This is a genomic window from Algibacter sp. 2305UL17-15 (assembly GCF_040720935.1).
Classification (GTDB): Bacteria; Bacteroidota; Bacteroidia; order Flavobacteriales; family Flavobacteriaceae; genus Jejuia.
The window spans coordinates 124,019-140,554 of the sequence record NZ_JBFDAE010000003.1; the positions used below are offsets into that span (position 1 = coordinate 124,019).

Below are 16,536 nucleotides of genomic sequence, written 5' to 3' on the forward strand. Positions count from 1 at the left end.
TTATAAAGTTAACTTCTATACGGATTTAGATAAAATACGATAAAAGCAGACCAGCTGTGCTTTAAGAGTTTTTTTAAAGATTTTTTGTGCGCTTTATCGATAAGGTTTATCATCAGAATTTTTAGAAGCAACCTGTGTCTTTATCAAATTGGTATCAAAATGATAATCTTCGATTAGAGCAATATGCATTTAATAATACGATCAGGATTAAAAGTAAAAGTATGGTTGTTAATCCTGGTTCAGACATGCGTTGTGTGCGTTCATTTAAATCCAATGATTTTTTGCCTTCTAGCACCTGTTTTTGTTTTCTCAACAAAGCCGCTTTTTGAGCTTCGGTTTCAACGACGATGTATGATGTTAAAGGTGTCATAATTTTAGATTCAAAACTATTTTTTACTGATGCAATCCAATCTTTTTCGGCATTCATCGGGTAAAAAACATCTGAGAGCCATTTTCCTTGCAATTGTAATCCGGTATCCCAATTTGAAGTTTCGAGGGTTTCTTCATTTAATTTGAAAAGAGACTGTTTCAATACAATACTCGGTAAATCATTGTCCAATACATATGCCAATGGTTTATCTGCATTTGGATAAACTAAAACTTTTGTATTAAAATCAATTTTGGTATCGGTATTTACAAACTGTTTTGGATTGGATGTTAAATCATGTGATGCCAGATAACCTAAAGTGTTTAAATGGTAAAACAAGTTGCTTTCTGGATAAGCTATTTTAAAATCTGCAAAGTTTTTATTGATAATGGCATCCAACATATTGTCTGTAACCACAACAATAATGGGGTAGTGGTTGCTCAAGTTTGTGTAAGCATCAAAAAGTGCTTTTTTAATGGCACGTTCCAGATAAAACCCGCCTTCAAAAGTTTGACTTTTTAAATTCTCTTTCCATGTAGTATCAAATTTGTCAGTCGTATTGAAGGTATTTGCAAAACTTATTTTGGATTTAGAAATATCCAGGTTATTTGTGTTTATAAAGTCATCTATAGCTTTTGTGTAGTCGTTTATCAAGGAATCTTTTTCTTCTGAAGTATCAATAATAAAATGATAATAAGGCGTTCGTTCTACCTTCTGAAGTGTTTCTTTTTCTTTTGAAGATATATAAAGGACTTGGTCATTCTCCTTATGATAGACAGGAACTTCTTTCACTTCCCCCAAAGTGAGTTTGTGGTTGTCAATTTCTATAGTCACAGGATCTTTGTGTATCAATTGAATGCCTGTTTTTCGAACTTCATTTTTAGCAAACGGAAACACTCTAAACGACACTTTATTTCCAGTTAAATAATGCAACAACCCAGGATCTCTATTCATGTTTCTAATTTGAGAAAAAATCCACATTGCCGATTTCTTTTCAGTTAAAATCCCCATTTCTTTTCTATCGCCTACATATAGATAATAATCGTTTATCCAACAGCCGTCTGGTAAATTTATCGTTGTGGCATATTCCGAAGTAAAGTTACTGTTATTGGCGTTTGTAATTTCTATGTCTATCCAGCTTGTCCACGTATTATCGGTTTCACTATAAGTACTATTCGAATTGATGTTTGAGATATTTACATCTTGATTTCTCAGTCTTTCCGTTCTTAAACCAAATGAATCGGTATTGAAAAATATTTTTTCAATGGTTTTAATTTTAGTGTCAGATAAGGTTAAATTATCCAAAACAATCCAGTTGAAAAAGCTAGACAAATAAGGTGTTTGGGAACTCATTAAAAAACTAGAATTTCGAGACTTGTTGTGCTTTACAACAGCAAGCGTGTTTTCCAGAGAGGCTTTGTTGATTTTATAATCTTTCTCATAATCCGGTGTATAAACAAAATCCAGAGTGTCGTGCAACACATGTCTATCTTTTGAATATGATAGTGCTACTGCGGAAGGCATTACAAAAACCCCAATAACGCCAATTGCAATTAAAACGGGACTCTTATAAAAAGATTTCAAAAACTTAAAATCCCGGGATAATTCTTGGACATGAATTACAAATAAGACTAATGGCGTTAGCATCAAAAAGCCTAAACCTATTGCTATAATTGCGATGACGGATAATGGTAAATAGGGCAAAAAGACAATAAAGAAATAAAACGTAAACGAGAATGTAATACATCTAGCGGCATATAATATCAATCTGCCGCGTGGGTTTTTAAATGGAGAGATGCCAATTATAATGCCATTAATCAATGCTATTCCGTAAAACCAAGCGGTGTTAAAATTTCCGAAAACGCCATCAAAATTAGTGTTAATTGTTAGGCCTAATAATGGGAAAACTATCCCAATAAGAAGTTTGGCAATGAGGTAGAGTTCTTTGTTGTCTTTCCCCCTTTTTAACGATAAGATATAAATGCCTCTAATTAAAAAGAACAGAAAAACGATAACCCCAATTACTGAGGCAATAATAAAAAAATGTTCTCTAAAACGATAGTCAACAGGTTGCCACAAAGGCATGATTATTAAAGCGAATATGTAGGTAACAAGCGGGATTGCGAGCGCTAATAAAAAGCTTTTCCAAGCTTTATGGGTTTTTACTTTAGAAGTCAGTTTTATAACAATAATGAACAAAGCATGGGCCAAAGTTGGCATTAAAAACGTGCCTGGATACAAAACGGTATCCCTGGAAAGCATCCATCTAGGAATACGCCAAGGAATAATATCTGAACTATAAACACTATAGGTATATAGGTAAATGGTGTAAATTACTAAAGCTAAAATTGCATAGTGAATAGAAATTTCTTTTTTCTGCTGAATACAAAATAAAACATACCCAAAAAGAAGGACGGATAAACCTATAAGAATACCTCCAAAATTGAACCAGAGTTGCATACTCTCTTCATCTAAAAGTGTTTTTATAACATTGAATTCGCTGTAATAAATGATGCATAGAATAATTACTGGAATGGTGTTTATGGCGAGTAACCATTTAGGATTAAGTAAGTTTTTCATGAGTATGTATGATTTTATTTTGAACGTAGTTGATTGAAATATATAGCGTAATAAGAAAGGATAGATAAATAAAAACACCTTCGGCTTCATGCAACCAATCGTAATTGAAGTTGGTGTTCTTTTCAATAAAGATTGCCGTTAAAATCCGTGAGGCATTAACAAATTGTGTGAAAGCAAAAGCAAAAAATAAGGTTAAGGGAATTGCAATAATTTTAAAAAAGTGAGACTTTAAATTTTTCAAAACTGAAAAATATATCAGTACAAAAGAGAGCATCAAAAAATTAAAACCAGAGCAAGATTTATCTATTGTGATATTTTGTGTTTCATGATAAAAACCGAAATCTGGATTATAGACTGAATGGGAATCGAGAATAAAACTGATAATTGTGTCTAATGGTTTCAAGAGGATAAAAACCTGACTGTTGTTGGCATTGGAATACATCAATTTTAGAATAATAAAAAGTAGTATTCCTGTTATGTAATATGCTGAATGTTTTGGCAGTTTCATTTTAATTGGTGTTTTTTAAATTATTAAACATCCAAAATCCGATACTTAAAAATGCTCCAAATAGGATTGTAAACAACCAAGCTTCTTGATTTGAAAATGGCTGAAGCACAATGGTGGTAATATCAACAAATAAATACTTTGGATTGCTAAGAATTTCCCATGAGTTATAGCGCAGAAATCTGCCTAAATACACTCCAAAACCTGTTAAGAAGAAAATGAAAGTAGTTAGATAATCCGTCTTTGCTTTGCTTATAAATGATGCCAATATGGCTTTCATATCTTTTAATGAAATAAAAAATAAGATTAGACCATTAAAAGCAAATGATAACACCACCAAAATATCTAACCATAAAAACGAGGTATTACTTATTTTGAGGTGTAGCAAATCTGTGACGATATAAGGTGCATTGGGTAAAAAAAGCAGCCACACGCTAAACCATAACGCTAATACAAATTTATTAAGCTTGGGGAGACTTACTAAATATGTGGTTATGGCAAAGGGAATGGCTGCTAAAAACAAATTCCAAACCAGAAACAGGTAAAAGAACGAATGTGTTAATTTCATTCTTACCATCAATAAAACAATACTAAATAGCATTGAAACACTAAGTGTTGAAAATGTTTTGAATCGGGACAAAAAGAGGTGTTTTATGTAATCCATAGTTTTTTTTGAGTTTAATGAGACCTGTCAGGTTTTGACCCCGAAGTTTCGGGACTGACAGGTCTGGGGTCTGTTCTCAATAATTAAAACAGTAATAATGCCTAAGGTATAAGCCACTAAATCTGATATGTGAAACGTGCTTCCTAAAATCAATTTTACCAGATAATTATGATGTAAATTGAACAATTCGAGATAATTTGTGAGCTGTAAAAATTCTATAGCAAAAGCAATTGCCAAAACTGAACTAGCAATTTTAAAATGGTTGCCTTCAATAAAGATTTTGAAAAAGCAATACAATAAAATCACACATAAAAAATCTCCGAAAGTATGCCTGATAAAACCTGTTTTTAAGAAGACTGCAATCAAAATTTCAACGCTCAATAAAAGCGTTGTTAAGCCGGAATATGTTATATTAAACCTCATGATATTTCTATTTTTTTACCTAAAAATTTAGGTTTCACATGAAACAGAATATCTACAGCTGCCTTAGTTCGTGCCAAATATTCCCTAAGATTCGTTTTTAAACCAAAACGCCCACGAATATCTTTTGCATTAAAAGCAATGGCTTTTATGTTATGGCTTTTGGCAAGAAACAAAGCACGCTCATTATGGAACTTTTGAGAAATAATTGTAAACTCTGATAAACCGAAAATTTCTTTGGCTCTCACTACGGAATCCAAGGTTCTAAAACCTGCATAGTCTAAAACTATTTTGCGGGCTGGAATACCTCGTTTTATCAAGTCGTTTTTGAAATCCGAAGGTTCGTCATAATCCTTTCTGCCATTATCTCCGCTCACCAAAATGAATTCTATTTTTCCTGCTTTGTATAATCTAATAGCAGCTTCCAATCTGTATTTGTAATACAAATTAATGTTGCCATGAGATGTGTATTTTCCAGCTCCTAGAACAAGTCCGACTTTATTGTTTTGAATAGTTTCTAAATCATCAAAAACATAGTGTCTTGCTTTATAAGACATTGAAAAATCTATCAGTACTACTAAAGTTATAGTCGCTATTATCAATCTGATGATAATTTTTGAATACTTCATTTTTATGAATTGAAAGGGGAAAAGTTTCATATCTATTTAATTTTAAAATTATCAAACTGAATTTCCTGCCATGAATTGTCTTTCAATTCATTTAAATAATTTTTATACTTCTTCTGAATGGCAAAAACTTTATCACGATCTAAAACATGTTCATCCATATAATTTTTAAGAATGAAAGTGTTATTGTTGGAGAGCTTCACGAGGTATTTAAAATCCATCGATTTTGCATAGTTGAGGTTGTAAATGGTAATGTAGCTGTCCCAATTTACAGTACAAGACACGACTAAAATGCTAAATGCAGTCAACGTATTAATTCTGAATAAATACCAGAAATTCTTGATGTTTTTCACTTTAATGAAAGTGGTAGCCAAACCAATAACGGTCAATACTAAATAGATTAAAACTCCGATGCGTTTATAAGTCAAACCAAAATAGTAGATGTATTGAAAGTCTTTTATGATGATGTTTATTACAAGTATGGCATTTAGGGCTATCCATATGTAAGCCACTAGTTTCAAGCTTTTATTTTTGGTATAAAAGTTTAAGTTCCCTCTAAAAAAATAGAGTATAATTATGATGGCGATGATGATTGATGCAATTAAAGCGTTGATACCGTCGTGCACTTGGTTTGAAAATGAAGATGCTCTTAAATCGTCTGAGGTAATCAGATAGGTGACATCTGTGATAAGAAACAGGATGATAAGCGCATTTAAAGCTGTGATTAAAATAAAGCCAAATTGATGCTCCTTTTTTAAGTCCTCAGTTTTAATTTCTCCATGTTTTTCTAAGTCATTTCCTGTTTGTGCATCTTTTGTCGTTGCAGGATCTACAATTACAGGTTTTGAGATATTACTCAATAAATAGTAACCACAAACGGCAACCAAAATCCATTGAAAATTTATAAAGCTGAAATTTATACCGTTAATTAAGTCGTTAAACATCGGGTTTCCATTTTTATATAGGCTGATAAAAATGAAAACGACTGCAACTGGAGTACCAATAATTTTTGCGAGATGCAGATAATCAATGTCTTTTTTTACGGCTACTTTTTGTGCTTTGCTTTTTAGATTGAAATTCCTATGAAAAAAACCTGCAATAAACGAATATGCACCATTGAGCCAGTTGACATATATAGATGAATTTTGCTCAGACACATGTCCCACTAAAGTGAAAAACGCAACCGTATTTGCAATAATCGACAAACTATTATTGTAAATAAAAACGGCTAAAGCAGTCACTAAATATAGAGCGGCATAGGCTAAAGTACTTTTTTGCCTAAAAGCCGCACTATTATAAAACACCAAAATTATTAGTGCTAAAACACTAAAGATTGAAAGGTTTAAACCTATGCCTTGTTTATGGAACAAAGTGCTAAATAAAAGGGCGCCGATTACTAATGGTATGTGCTTCATTTTGATTATTTTAAAGTACTTTGATTTTCAAAGTGAGTTAGTAAAAAAATATATTTTTTTTGTTGTCATTCCTGCAAAGACAGGAAGTTATTGTTTGTTAATTAATTTTTCAAGAGCTTCAATGTGTTTCTTAAATTCTGCTCTACCTAATTTTGTAGTAGAGTAGCGGGTGTTTGGTTTTCGGCCTATAAATTGTTTTTCTACTTTTATATATTCGGCTTTTTCAAGTGCTTTTGTATGGCTTGCTAAATTGCCATCTGTTGCGCCTAGAAGTTCCTTCAGCATATTAAAATCAGCATATTCATTCACCATTAAGACAGACATGATGCCTAATCTAATACGATGATCGAATGCTTTGTTTATGTTGGTTATGATACTCATTTCTTAGTTTTCAGTAAGCAGTAAGCAGTAAGCAGTAAGCAGTAAGCAGTAAGCAGTCAGCAGTCAACAGTTTACGGCTGCGTCTTGTTTTTTGCGCCTTTGCGTCTTTGCGCGACATTTATTTTTTTACATCATATTTAAAATGCATCCAAGTACCATATATAATGTGCATAAATCCGAAACCAATAACCCAAAGCCAAAAACCATAACCTGGTTCCAAAGCACCAATTAAGCCCAGAATAATTTGAACATGGCCCAAATACCGAATATCCCCAATGCTGTATTTAGAAGCGTTTACCAGAGCCAACCCATAAAAAATAAGCATTAACCCACCAGATTGCCCATATTTACCCTGACTTAAAATGATTAAAATATAAGCGCCACCTGCAACAAGCGGTATCAAAAAGTTAAATACCAAACGTTTTGAGGTGGCATCCCAAATTTTTGCACCATTCTTTTTTGCTTTTCGTGTGGTTAAAAAAATACCGGTAACAACGCTTAAAAATGCCACTAGGAATAACGTTAATAGACATAACCTAAATATTTGTCCGTCTAAAGTTAATACGCCATGGCTATATGTTGTAACCAGATAATATGCAATTGCCGCACCGATTAAAGCATAAATACCAGCCAATATTCCTGACAGACCGCTCAACGAAATAAAGCGAGATGATTTGTTCATCATATCTTTAATCTCGCTAATGTCTTTTAGATAATCTTTTGATTCCATATAAAAGTACTTTGAAATGCAAAGTAAATGATTATTTTTGAATTATACATTATAAATTTTTGTTAAGTTTGGAATTAAAATAAGACGATAGAGAAAAGAGTAGAGAAAATGGAGGATAGACTAGAGAAAAAAGAAAATAGAAAATAGAGAATAGAGAATAGAAGATAGAAAATAGACTAAAGAAAATAGAGAATAGAAGATAGACTAAAGAAAATAGAAGATAGAAGATAGAGAAGAGAAAAAAAGAAACAAAACTGTGAAACCTGTTGACAACTATTTTATAAACCAAAAAGAACCGTTTCAATCTATAATGCTTTATGTACGCGGTGTTATTTTAAGTACACTTCCAGAAATAGAGGAAAGGTACAGCTATAAAATTCCGTTTTATAATATCGGAAAAAAACCAATGTTATATTTAAATATTTTAAAAGGAACAAATTATGTAGATGTAGCTTTTGTTCAGGGTATTTTACTTGAAGAAGCTTTTCCTGTTTTAAAAAATGATAATAAACGTAAGCAAGTACGTTCCATTCAATTAAAATCCATAGAAGATTTAGATCATGAAAATTTTGTGGAACTATTGCATGCCGCTTCAGAGCAGCTCAGAAAAAGTAAGAGGGCTTGGTTTATTTAGGTTGAAAAATGTTTTTTCATCTTGAGACCTGTCAGGTTTTTAAAACCTGACAGGTCTGGAACATCCGTTAGATACTCTTAAAGGCTTCAAGGAATTCATGAATCACAGCTACAAATTACAATAACTATCGGGATAAAACCTTACAGAATATAGATTTCAATTTATTTAAAGACCATTTATCGTCTTTCTAATAGCCACCAAATTGGTCAGCAATCCTTCCAAATTATCCAAATGCAACATATTGGCGCCATCGCTTTTCGCATTGGCAGGATCAAAATGTGTTTCAATAAATAAACCATCTACATTGTTTACTATTCCAGCTCTGGCAATCGTTTCAATCATATCAGGTCTTCCACCAGTAACCCCAGCAGATTGATTTGGTTGTTGTAAAGAATGTGTCACATCTAAAACAGTAGGCGCAAATTTTCGCATGGTAGGAATACCTCGAAAATCCACAATCATATCTTGGTAGCCAAACATGGAGCCTCTATCGGTAATCCACGCTTTATCACTTCCAGCGTCCTTCACTTTTTGCACGGCGTGTTTCATGGCTTCTGGACTCATAAATTGTCCCTTTTTCAAATTCACAACCTTGCCCGTTTCCGCGGCAGCGACAACTAAATCGGTTTGTCTCACTAAAAATGCAGGGATTTGTAAAACATCAACATATTCAGCAGCTTTTTCAGCATCAGAAATTTCATGAATATCAGTAACCGTAGGTACATCAAAAGTTTCAGAAACTTTCCGAAGAATTTTTAAAGCTTTTTCATCGCCTATTCCCGTAAAACTATCAATTCTACTTCGGTTTGCCTTTTTAAAACTGCCTTTAAAAACATAAGGAATTTCTAACTTGCTTGTGATATTTAGAACTTTTTCGGCAATACGCAACGCCATGTCTTCGCCTTCAATGGCACATGGACCGCATAGTAAAAAGAAATTGTTGGAATTTGTGTGTTTTAACTTCGGAAGGTCGTTAAGATGCATCTGCTTAAATTTTAAGCCACAAAGTTACATATTAAATACGTTTCTTTCTATACTTTCTGATAGTCTCAATCATTACGGATAAATTTACAGTAACTAAAATGCCGACAAACATAATTAACTGCTTAGTTTGGGGTGAAACTTGAAAGACATCAGTTGCTATTTCTAAAATCACAAATGATAGTAAAACAACACCTGCTAAATGTAATGTATGTAAGATTTGAGACATTTTCATGATCGTTCTAAATTTTAGTTACTTATCTATCTAACGAGAGAAACCGAAAAAAAGTTTTTTCAAAATGAGATTATAACATTTAATTAACTAAACCTGTTGTGTATTTTGAGAAAATTTTGTCAGTTCGAGTGAGTTTTGCGATTGAAATGAGCAAAATTTGTATCGAGAATAAAAATTTTCGTTTTAGAAAAGCTGTTCTCGATACAAAATTCTTTCAGAATTTCACTCGAACTGACATTTGTTTATTAAAAAGGGCAAAAATGCACAACGGGTTAACTAAATATTAGGCTAATGTTCTTGTTATGTTAAAATATGGAGTACCTTTGCACGCTTAAAATAAGGCACTATTATGGCTAATATTAAAAACATTGCAATTATTGCTCACGTTGACCACGGCAAAACGACTTTGGTTGACAAAATCATGTATCATTGTCAGTTATTTAGAGAAAATCAGAATACTGGCGATTTAATTTTGGATAACAACGATTTAGAACGTGAAAGAGGAATTACAATTACTTCTAAAAACGTTTCTGTAATTTATAAAGACACAAAAATTAATATTATAGATACGCCTGGTCACGCCGATTTTGGTGGAGAAGTAGAGCGTGTTTTAAATATGGCAGATGGTGTTTTACTATTAGTAGATGCTTTTGAAGGCCCAATGCCACAAACACGTTTTGTGTTGCAAAAGGCCATTGATTTAGGATTGAAACCATGTGTGGTTATCAATAAAGTTGATAAGGAAAACTGTACGCCAGATATAGTACACGAAAAAGTATTTGATTTAATGTTTGAATTAGGTGCTGAAGAGTGGCAGTTAGATTTTCCAACCGTTTATGGTTCGGCAAAAAACAACTGGATGAGCGATGATTGGCAAAATGAAACTGAAAACATTGAGCCATTATTGGATATGGTTATTGACCATGTTCCTGCGCCAAAAATAGAAAAGGGATCAACACAAATGTTAATTACATCTTTGGATTTTTCTTCGTTTACGGGAAGAATAGCTATTGGGCGCTTAACAAGAGGCGAATTAAAAGTGGGACAAAATATTTCTTTAGTTAAAAGAGATAAAAGCATTGTCAAAGCTAAAATAAAAGAACTTCATATTTTTGAAGGCTTAGGCCGTTTAAAGGTTGAAAGCGTACAAACTGGAGATATTTGTGCTATTGTTGGATTAGATGGTTTTGAAATTGGTGATACTGTTGCTGATTGGGAAACCCCTGAAGGTTTAAAAACCATTGCTATAGATGAGCCAACAATGAGCATGTTATTTACAATTAACGATTCTCCGTTTTTTGGTAAGGACGGAAAATATGTAACATCTCGCCATATTAAAGACCGATTAGCGAAAGAGCTTGAGAAAAACTTGGCACTAAAAGTAGAGGAGACGGATAGTGCTGATAAGTTTATGGTTTTTGGTCGTGGTGTATTGCACTTATCGGTTTTGATTGAAACAATGAGACGCGAAGGCTATGAACTTCAAATAGGTCAACCACAGGTAATTATCAAAGTAATTGATGGTGTAAAATGTGAACCTATTGAAGAAATGACCATTGATTTACCTGAAACAGTTTCTGGTAAAGCCATTGAAATGGTCACGATGCGTAAAGGAGAAATGTTAAGTATGGAAGCTAAAGGCGACCGTATGGTTTGTGAGTTTATGGTGCCTTCCAGAGGTATTATTGGTTTACGTAACCAATTATTAACAGCAACTCAGGGTGAAGCTATAATGGCTCATAGGTTTAAAGAATACCAACCGCTTAGAGGTGGAATTCCAGAACGTCAAAATGGGTCTTTAGTATCTATGGAAAAAGGACAAGCAATTCCGTATTCTATTGATAAATTACAAGATAGAGGTAAGTTTTTTGTAGATCCGGGAGAAGATATCTATGAAGGTCAAGTGATTGGAGAAAATTCTCGTGGTGATGACATGACGGTTAATATCACTAAAACCAAAAAGATGAGTAATGTGCGTTCTTCCGGTGCAGATGATAAAGCCAAAATTGTTCCAGCAATTAAATTCTCTTTGGAAGAAGCTTTAGAATATATTCAGAAAGATGAATATGTTGAGGTTACACCAAAATTTTTACGCCTGCGTAAAATCCATTTAACAGAAGTTGAGCGCAAGCGCAATAAATCCATATAATGGTATTTCTAGGAATTGAAACTGTTGAGTGGCTGGGTTATACGGCCATGGCAACAGTTTTAATTTCTTTTTTAATGAAATCGATTGTAAAGCTACGGTTGATAAATGCCCTTGGTTGTTTGCTTTTTGTTGCTTATGGCTTTTTTTTACAACCAATCTCTAAGCCCATAATTATCACTAATCTTGCAATTTTGTCCATTAATTTATTTCATATTTTAAAGAAATAAGTTTGCGCAAAATATGATTATTTCTTAGTGTAAATAAAATCATACTTAATAGTGCCGCTTCATGGTTTTCTTTTGATTGATTTTGTATATTTGATGCGTAAATAAATATACTAAACGCCTAGTTTTTTAGTTTATAACTGCAACATATCTTATCTATTGAAAAAATTAATAAAATATATTAACGAGACTATTTTAGTTAAGATTAATTCTTTAAGAGCAGCTGCTGTATTTACGAGAATAATGGCAGGTCTATTAACATCAAAAGCTATCGCTGTTTTCATTGGCCCTGAAGGTTTAGCTCTTATAGGGAATTTAAGAAACTTCGTTACTTCTGCACAAACAATCGCCACACTTGGTTTTTACAAAGGTATTGTTAAGTATGTAGATCAATTTAAAGATGATTTAGTGCGTTTGAGCAAATTGCTTTCAACGGTTTATTATGTTGGCTTTATAACTACGGTTTTGGTGTCCTTTTTTTGTTATTTCAAGGCAGATTATATTAATTTTTTAATCTTCCCTAGTTATAATAATTACGCATACATTATAAAGATATTTGCCTTTGTATTGCCGTTTTATGCCTTAAACATGTTCACTTTTTCAATTATGAATGGGTTTTCCAAGTATAAAATCCTCATTATTATTAACATCATTGGGCAAATATTAAGTTTAAGCATTGCGTTGCTTTTAATTTATCAACGTAATTTGGATGGGGCGCTTATTTCTGTTGCCATTTCAGAATCTCTAATATTTTTAATTACACTAGTGGGGATTATAAATAGGCGAAGTTTAGTGCCTCTTTTAAACGTTGAACAAGTTAGTGTTAGCTATTTAAAAAAATTGGCTCCATTTAGTGGTATGGTCTTGTTTTCGGCTGTTATTTTGCCCTTAGTTATTTTAACCATCCGTACTTATATTATTGATACCATTGGTTATAAGGAAGCAGGATTTTGGGAAGCTATGATACGCATCTCTAAGTACTATTTAATGTTTGTGAGTTCTATGATGGGGTTATACATCATTCCAAGGTTTTCGAAAATTAATGATATTAAGGAATTTAAAAAAGAAGTATTTTCACTTTACAAGATAATTGTTCCTGTTTTAGGTGCTGGACTTTTAATCATATATTTACTAAAATCTGTCATCATAAATGTTGTTTTTACTGAAGAGTTTGAACCTGTTGAAGGTTTATTTTTATGGCAATTATTAGGAGATTTTGTAAAGGTGCTCTCCATGATTATTGCATATCAGTTTTTGGCAAAAAAAATGTTTTGGCATTATATTGTTACTGAAGCTTTTCTTGTTGTTATGTTATATATCACCAGTATTTATTTTATAAAAACAAATGGTGTCGAAGGTGCCGTAATTGGCCATTTTGTAAGTTACGTTATGTATTATGGCGTTATATTATTAATATTTGGAAGCTCCCTTTTTGGGGTTGATATTGCTAAGAACAATAATTAATTATCTTTACAATAGATTCAATTGTTTTAATCACTACATTATCTAAATTATATTTAATTTTACTATATGGAGCTAATCATTTTTTTATATTTCGATCCCGGGTTAGGAGCAATGATCGTTCAGGCAATTGTTGCGGCTGTTGCAGGTTTTTTACTCTTTTCAAAGAATTTATTATACAAGGTTAAATTGTTTTTTGGTATGGTAAAGTATGATAATGATGAGTTGTTTGATGATATTGATGTAGAAGATTCTGAGACTGAAGCAAAAGAAAATGGTGAGAACAAATAATCAGCTTCCATCTTCGTTTAGAGATCCTTCGGGATATATTTTTAATGATAACGGCATTATAAAACGCCGTATTTTCCCTGTTTATTTTGAACAGTACAAAGCACTTAAAAGTCAAAATGTTTTTAACAAACTGTTTGATTTAGGATTGTTGATCGAGCATGAAGAATTGTTTGAAAATGATTCTGAAATGGTGATACAACCAAAACAAATTCCATTTATAACATATCCTTATGAGTGGTGTTTTAATCAATATAAAGAAGCAGCATTATTAACACTAAAACTTCAAAAATACTGTTTAGAACATAATTTTTCACTTAAAGATGCTTCTGCATTTAATGTTACTTTTTATAAAGGTAAGGCTATATTCATCGATACGCTGTCATTTGATTTTTATCAAGAAAACCAGCCTTGGCGAGGATATAAACAATTTATTACCCATTTTTTAGGACCTTTACTTTTAGCATATTATCATGGGGCCCAATCTTTGAAATTAGTAAGTAACTTTATTGATGGCATACCTCTAAAAATGCTGTCATCAATGTTGCCTTTAAAATCTAAGCTCAACCCGTTTTTATATTCAAATATACACTTATTGGCTAAATTTGAAGATAAGCATAACGAGGATTATGTGGGTAAGTCAAAAGTAGCATCATTATCAAAAAAAGCACAATTTAATATTATTGATAGTTTATATGATTATATCAAAAAACTAACCTTAAAAGAGAATAGTGAATGGGGTAATTATTACAGTAAAACCAATTATGCCGATGATGCTTTTTTACAAAAATCTAACAGCATTAATAAATGGGTCAACAAAATTGAAGCAAAACGGCTAATAGATGTAGGTGGTAATGATGGTGCTTTTGTAAGACAAATACAAAGAAATGTTGAGATTGCTTTAGTCTGTGATATTGATAATAATGCCGTGGATTCAAATTATAAATCCATTAAACTAAATAAAGAGTCAAACATAATACCATTTGTTTTAGATGTTCTAAATCCGTCATCAAGTATTGGTTTTAATAACGAAGAGAGGGACTCCTTTGTAGATAGGGTTAAAAAATTTGCTCCTGATGTAACCTTAGCTTTAGCCTTAATACATCATATTTCATTATCAGGCAATATACCTTTTAAAATGTCGGCCAATTTTTTTGCTTCTTTTTCTCAATACTTAATTATCGAATTCCCTAAAAGAGATGATTCTTGGGTAGAAAGATTATTAAATAATAAGGGCGAGTTTAAAGACTACTTTGAGTTTTATAATATTGAAAATTTTGAGCTTTCCTATTCAGAAAATTTCGAAATTCTTGAAAAGAAATCTATTGTTAATTCAAAAAGAGTAATGTATTTGTTAAAAAATAAAAATGATAAGTAGGCTAAGATTTATTGTTACAGAATTTATAAAAAAGAAAGATGTAGGTACAACAGTAAATTTCTCTATTCTAGCAGCAGTTGCCTCTGGTTTATATCCTATGCTGCATTACTACGATTTTAATTTTTCGCAAGTAAATTCTAAGAGTCAAATTCTTTTTTTTGTAGGTGTCTTTTTGGTCTTACCATGTATCTCTTTTTTGATTTTATATATGGTATTCAAAAAAATTAAATTTTTAAAAAAATACCAGAAATATAGTTTACCAATTTTAAACCATTCTTATTTTCTTGTCTTAATCATTCTGAGTATGTATGGTTTTAGGACAAAGGTGTTAATTATAGCTTTATTATTTGCGGCAGTATTAGGTGTTTTATTCTATAAGCACATCAGAAAAATTCTTGTGTTTCAGTTTTTATTAGCTGTGTTTTCTCTCGTTAAGTTAATGCCAGATTTGTATGGTTATTTTTCATATTCTAAGGCGTGGATGCAACAACCAGACACCATAGAAAGTGTTCATTTTAAAAAAAAGCCAAACGTATATATCATACAGCCAGATGGGTATGCTAATTTTTCAGAATTAAAAAAGGATAATTATAATTTTGATAATAGTGATTTTGAAGAAAGCTTATCTCAAAAAAACTTTAAGCTTTACGAAGGTTTTAGAAGTAACTATAAATCTACGTTGAGCTCAAATAGTTCTCTGTTTGTTATGAAACATCATTATTATAACAAACCAAAACCATATGGTAATGATGAATTATATAACTCAAGGGATGTCATTATAGGAGAGAATCCAGTTGTTTCGATTTTTAAGAACAACGATTACAAGACTTTTTTAATTTTGGAGAAACCATACCTATTAATTAATAGACCTAAAATGCTCTATGATTATTGTAACTATAGTTATAAGGAATTGCCATTTACAGATAAAGGCTTTAGTTTGACCAAAACTATTGATAACGAATTGAAAAGAGTAATTCAAGAAAATAAAACAACCAATAATTTTTATTTTATTGAAAAAATGCTCCCCAATCATATTGCATATACAAAGGAGTCTTCCAGGGGAAAAAATGAAGAGCGTAAAGTTTACTTAGAAAGTCTAAAAAAGTGTAATGATTGGTTGTTGGGCATGGTTTCTATGATTATTGAAAATGACGAGAACTGTATGATCGTGATCGTATCAGACCATGGAGGTTATGTTGGTATGAATTATATGCTAGAAACTCTAGAAAAGCAAGAAAATGAGGATTTGGTACAATCTGCTTTTACCGCCGCATTAGCCATTAAATGGCCAGATAAAGCACCCGAATTTGATACTAGGCTCAAAACTAATGTTAATTTGTTCAGAGTGCTATTTTCTTATTTAAGTGAAGATGAATCTTATTTGAAAAATTTACAAGAAGATAAAAGCTATGGTATTATTAAGAAAAATGCGCCTTTTGGTGTTTATGAATTGATAAATAATGAAGGTGATGTGGTTTTTAATAAGTATTTGGATTAA

At 31.9% G+C, this 16,536-nt stretch carries 15 protein-coding genes and 1 pseudogene; 7 read left to right on the top strand and 9 right to left on the bottom strand.

Features of this window, described 5'->3' with window-relative positions; translation table 11 throughout:
* Positions 1-154: 154 nt before the first annotated feature.
* The 6 genes from ABXQ82_RS04145 to ABXQ82_RS04170 are packed head-to-tail and all read right to left on the bottom strand — an operon-like array spanning position 155 to position 6,577.
* Complete coding sequence (locus tag ABXQ82_RS04145; RefSeq protein ID WP_367055290.1) at positions 155-2,947, bottom strand: MSEP-CTERM sorting domain-containing protein; 2,793 nt, start codon at positions 2,945-2,947, stop codon at positions 155-157.
* The gene (gene xrtK / locus ABXQ82_RS04150; protein ID WP_367055293.1) at positions 2,931-3,455 is read right to left on the bottom strand and encodes an exosortase K; all 525 of its coding nucleotides are present in this window, start codon (positions 3,453-3,455) and stop codon (positions 2,931-2,933) included. Before xrtK ends, ABXQ82_RS04145 begins: the two co-directional genes overlap by 17 nt.
* A 1-nt stretch (position 3,456) precedes the next feature.
* On the bottom strand, positions 3,457-4,116 hold the full coding sequence (locus ABXQ82_RS04155; protein WP_367055295.1) for a DUF1361 domain-containing protein: 660 nt from the start codon (positions 4,114-4,116) through the stop codon (positions 3,457-3,459).
* A 27-nt stretch (positions 4,117-4,143) separates the two neighbouring features.
* Positions 4,144-4,539, bottom strand: a complete 396-nt coding sequence (locus ABXQ82_RS04160; protein ID WP_367055298.1) for a DUF2809 domain-containing protein — start codon at positions 4,537-4,539, stop codon at positions 4,144-4,146.
* Entirely contained in the window at positions 4,536-5,165 is a 630-nt protein-coding gene (locus tag ABXQ82_RS04165; protein WP_367055301.1) for an ElyC/SanA/YdcF family protein, read from the bottom strand. The genes ABXQ82_RS04160 and ABXQ82_RS04165 overlap by 4 nt, the downstream gene beginning before the upstream one ends.
* Before the next feature lie 32 nt (positions 5,166-5,197).
* Positions 5,198-6,577, bottom strand: coding sequence for a DUF4173 domain-containing protein (locus tag ABXQ82_RS04170; protein WP_367055304.1), 1,380 nt, complete (start codon positions 6,575-6,577; stop codon positions 5,198-5,200).
* 39 nt (positions 6,578-6,616) lie between these two features.
* Here ABXQ82_RS04170 and ABXQ82_RS04175 point away from each other — a divergent pair.
* Positions 6,617-6,682, top strand: a pseudogene (locus ABXQ82_RS04175) (TRASH domain-containing protein); the annotation flags it as partial.
* On the opposite strand, the gene ABXQ82_RS04180 reads toward ABXQ82_RS04175, so the two are convergent.
* Both ABXQ82_RS04180 and ABXQ82_RS04185 read right to left on the bottom strand, forming a co-directional pair.
* Entirely contained in the window at positions 6,665-6,958 is a 294-nt protein-coding gene (locus ABXQ82_RS04180; protein ID WP_367055307.1) for a transcriptional regulator, read from the bottom strand. The pseudogene ABXQ82_RS04175 and the gene ABXQ82_RS04180 sit on opposite strands and share 18 nt — an antisense overlap.
* 118 nt (positions 6,959-7,076) lie before the next feature.
* Entirely contained in the window at positions 7,077-7,688 is a 612-nt protein-coding gene (locus ABXQ82_RS04185) for a hypothetical protein (protein WP_367055310.1), read from the bottom strand.
* Positions 7,689-7,944: 256 nt separating this feature from the next.
* On the opposite strand from ABXQ82_RS04185, the gene ABXQ82_RS04190 reads away from it, so the two are divergent.
* Positions 7,945-8,322, top strand: a complete 378-nt coding sequence (locus ABXQ82_RS04190; RefSeq protein ID WP_367055313.1) for a DUF1801 domain-containing protein — start codon at positions 7,945-7,947, stop codon at positions 8,320-8,322.
* Positions 8,323-8,487: 165 nt separating this feature from the next.
* On the opposite strand, the gene kdsA is transcribed toward ABXQ82_RS04190, so the two are convergent.
* Positions 8,488-9,306: a 3-deoxy-8-phosphooctulonate synthase gene (gene kdsA / locus ABXQ82_RS04195; RefSeq protein ID WP_367055316.1), complete on the bottom strand. Its 819-nt coding sequence runs from the start codon at positions 9,304-9,306 to the stop codon at positions 8,488-8,490.
* A gap of 581 nt (positions 9,307-9,887) precedes the next feature.
* Between kdsA and typA the strand changes: the two genes are divergently transcribed.
* The 5 genes from typA (at position 9,888) to ABXQ82_RS04220 (ending at position 16,536) form a co-directional block, all read left to right on the top strand.
* Positions 9,888-11,687, top strand: a complete 1,800-nt coding sequence (gene typA, locus ABXQ82_RS04200; protein WP_367055319.1) for a translational GTPase TypA — start codon at positions 9,888-9,890, stop codon at positions 11,685-11,687.
* Positions 11,688-12,070: 383 nt separating this feature from the next.
* Positions 12,071-13,375: an O-antigen translocase gene (locus tag ABXQ82_RS04205; RefSeq protein WP_367055322.1), complete on the top strand. Its 1,305-nt coding sequence runs from the start codon at positions 12,071-12,073 to the stop codon at positions 13,373-13,375.
* 66 nt (positions 13,376-13,441) lie between these two features.
* Positions 13,442-13,663, top strand: coding sequence for a hypothetical protein (locus ABXQ82_RS04210; protein ID WP_367055325.1), 222 nt, complete (start codon positions 13,442-13,444; stop codon positions 13,661-13,663).
* Positions 13,647-15,038 carry a class I SAM-dependent methyltransferase gene (locus tag ABXQ82_RS04215; protein WP_367055328.1) on the top strand — a complete coding sequence of 464 codons (1,392 nt, stop codon included), beginning with the start codon at positions 13,647-13,649 and terminating at the stop codon, positions 15,036-15,038. Before ABXQ82_RS04210 ends, ABXQ82_RS04215 begins: the two co-directional genes overlap by 17 nt.
* The gene (locus ABXQ82_RS04220) at positions 15,028-16,536 is read left to right on the top strand and encodes a sulfatase-like hydrolase/transferase (protein WP_367055331.1); all 1,509 of its coding nucleotides are present in this window, start codon (positions 15,028-15,030) and stop codon (positions 16,534-16,536) included. Before ABXQ82_RS04215 ends, ABXQ82_RS04220 begins: the two co-directional genes overlap by 11 nt.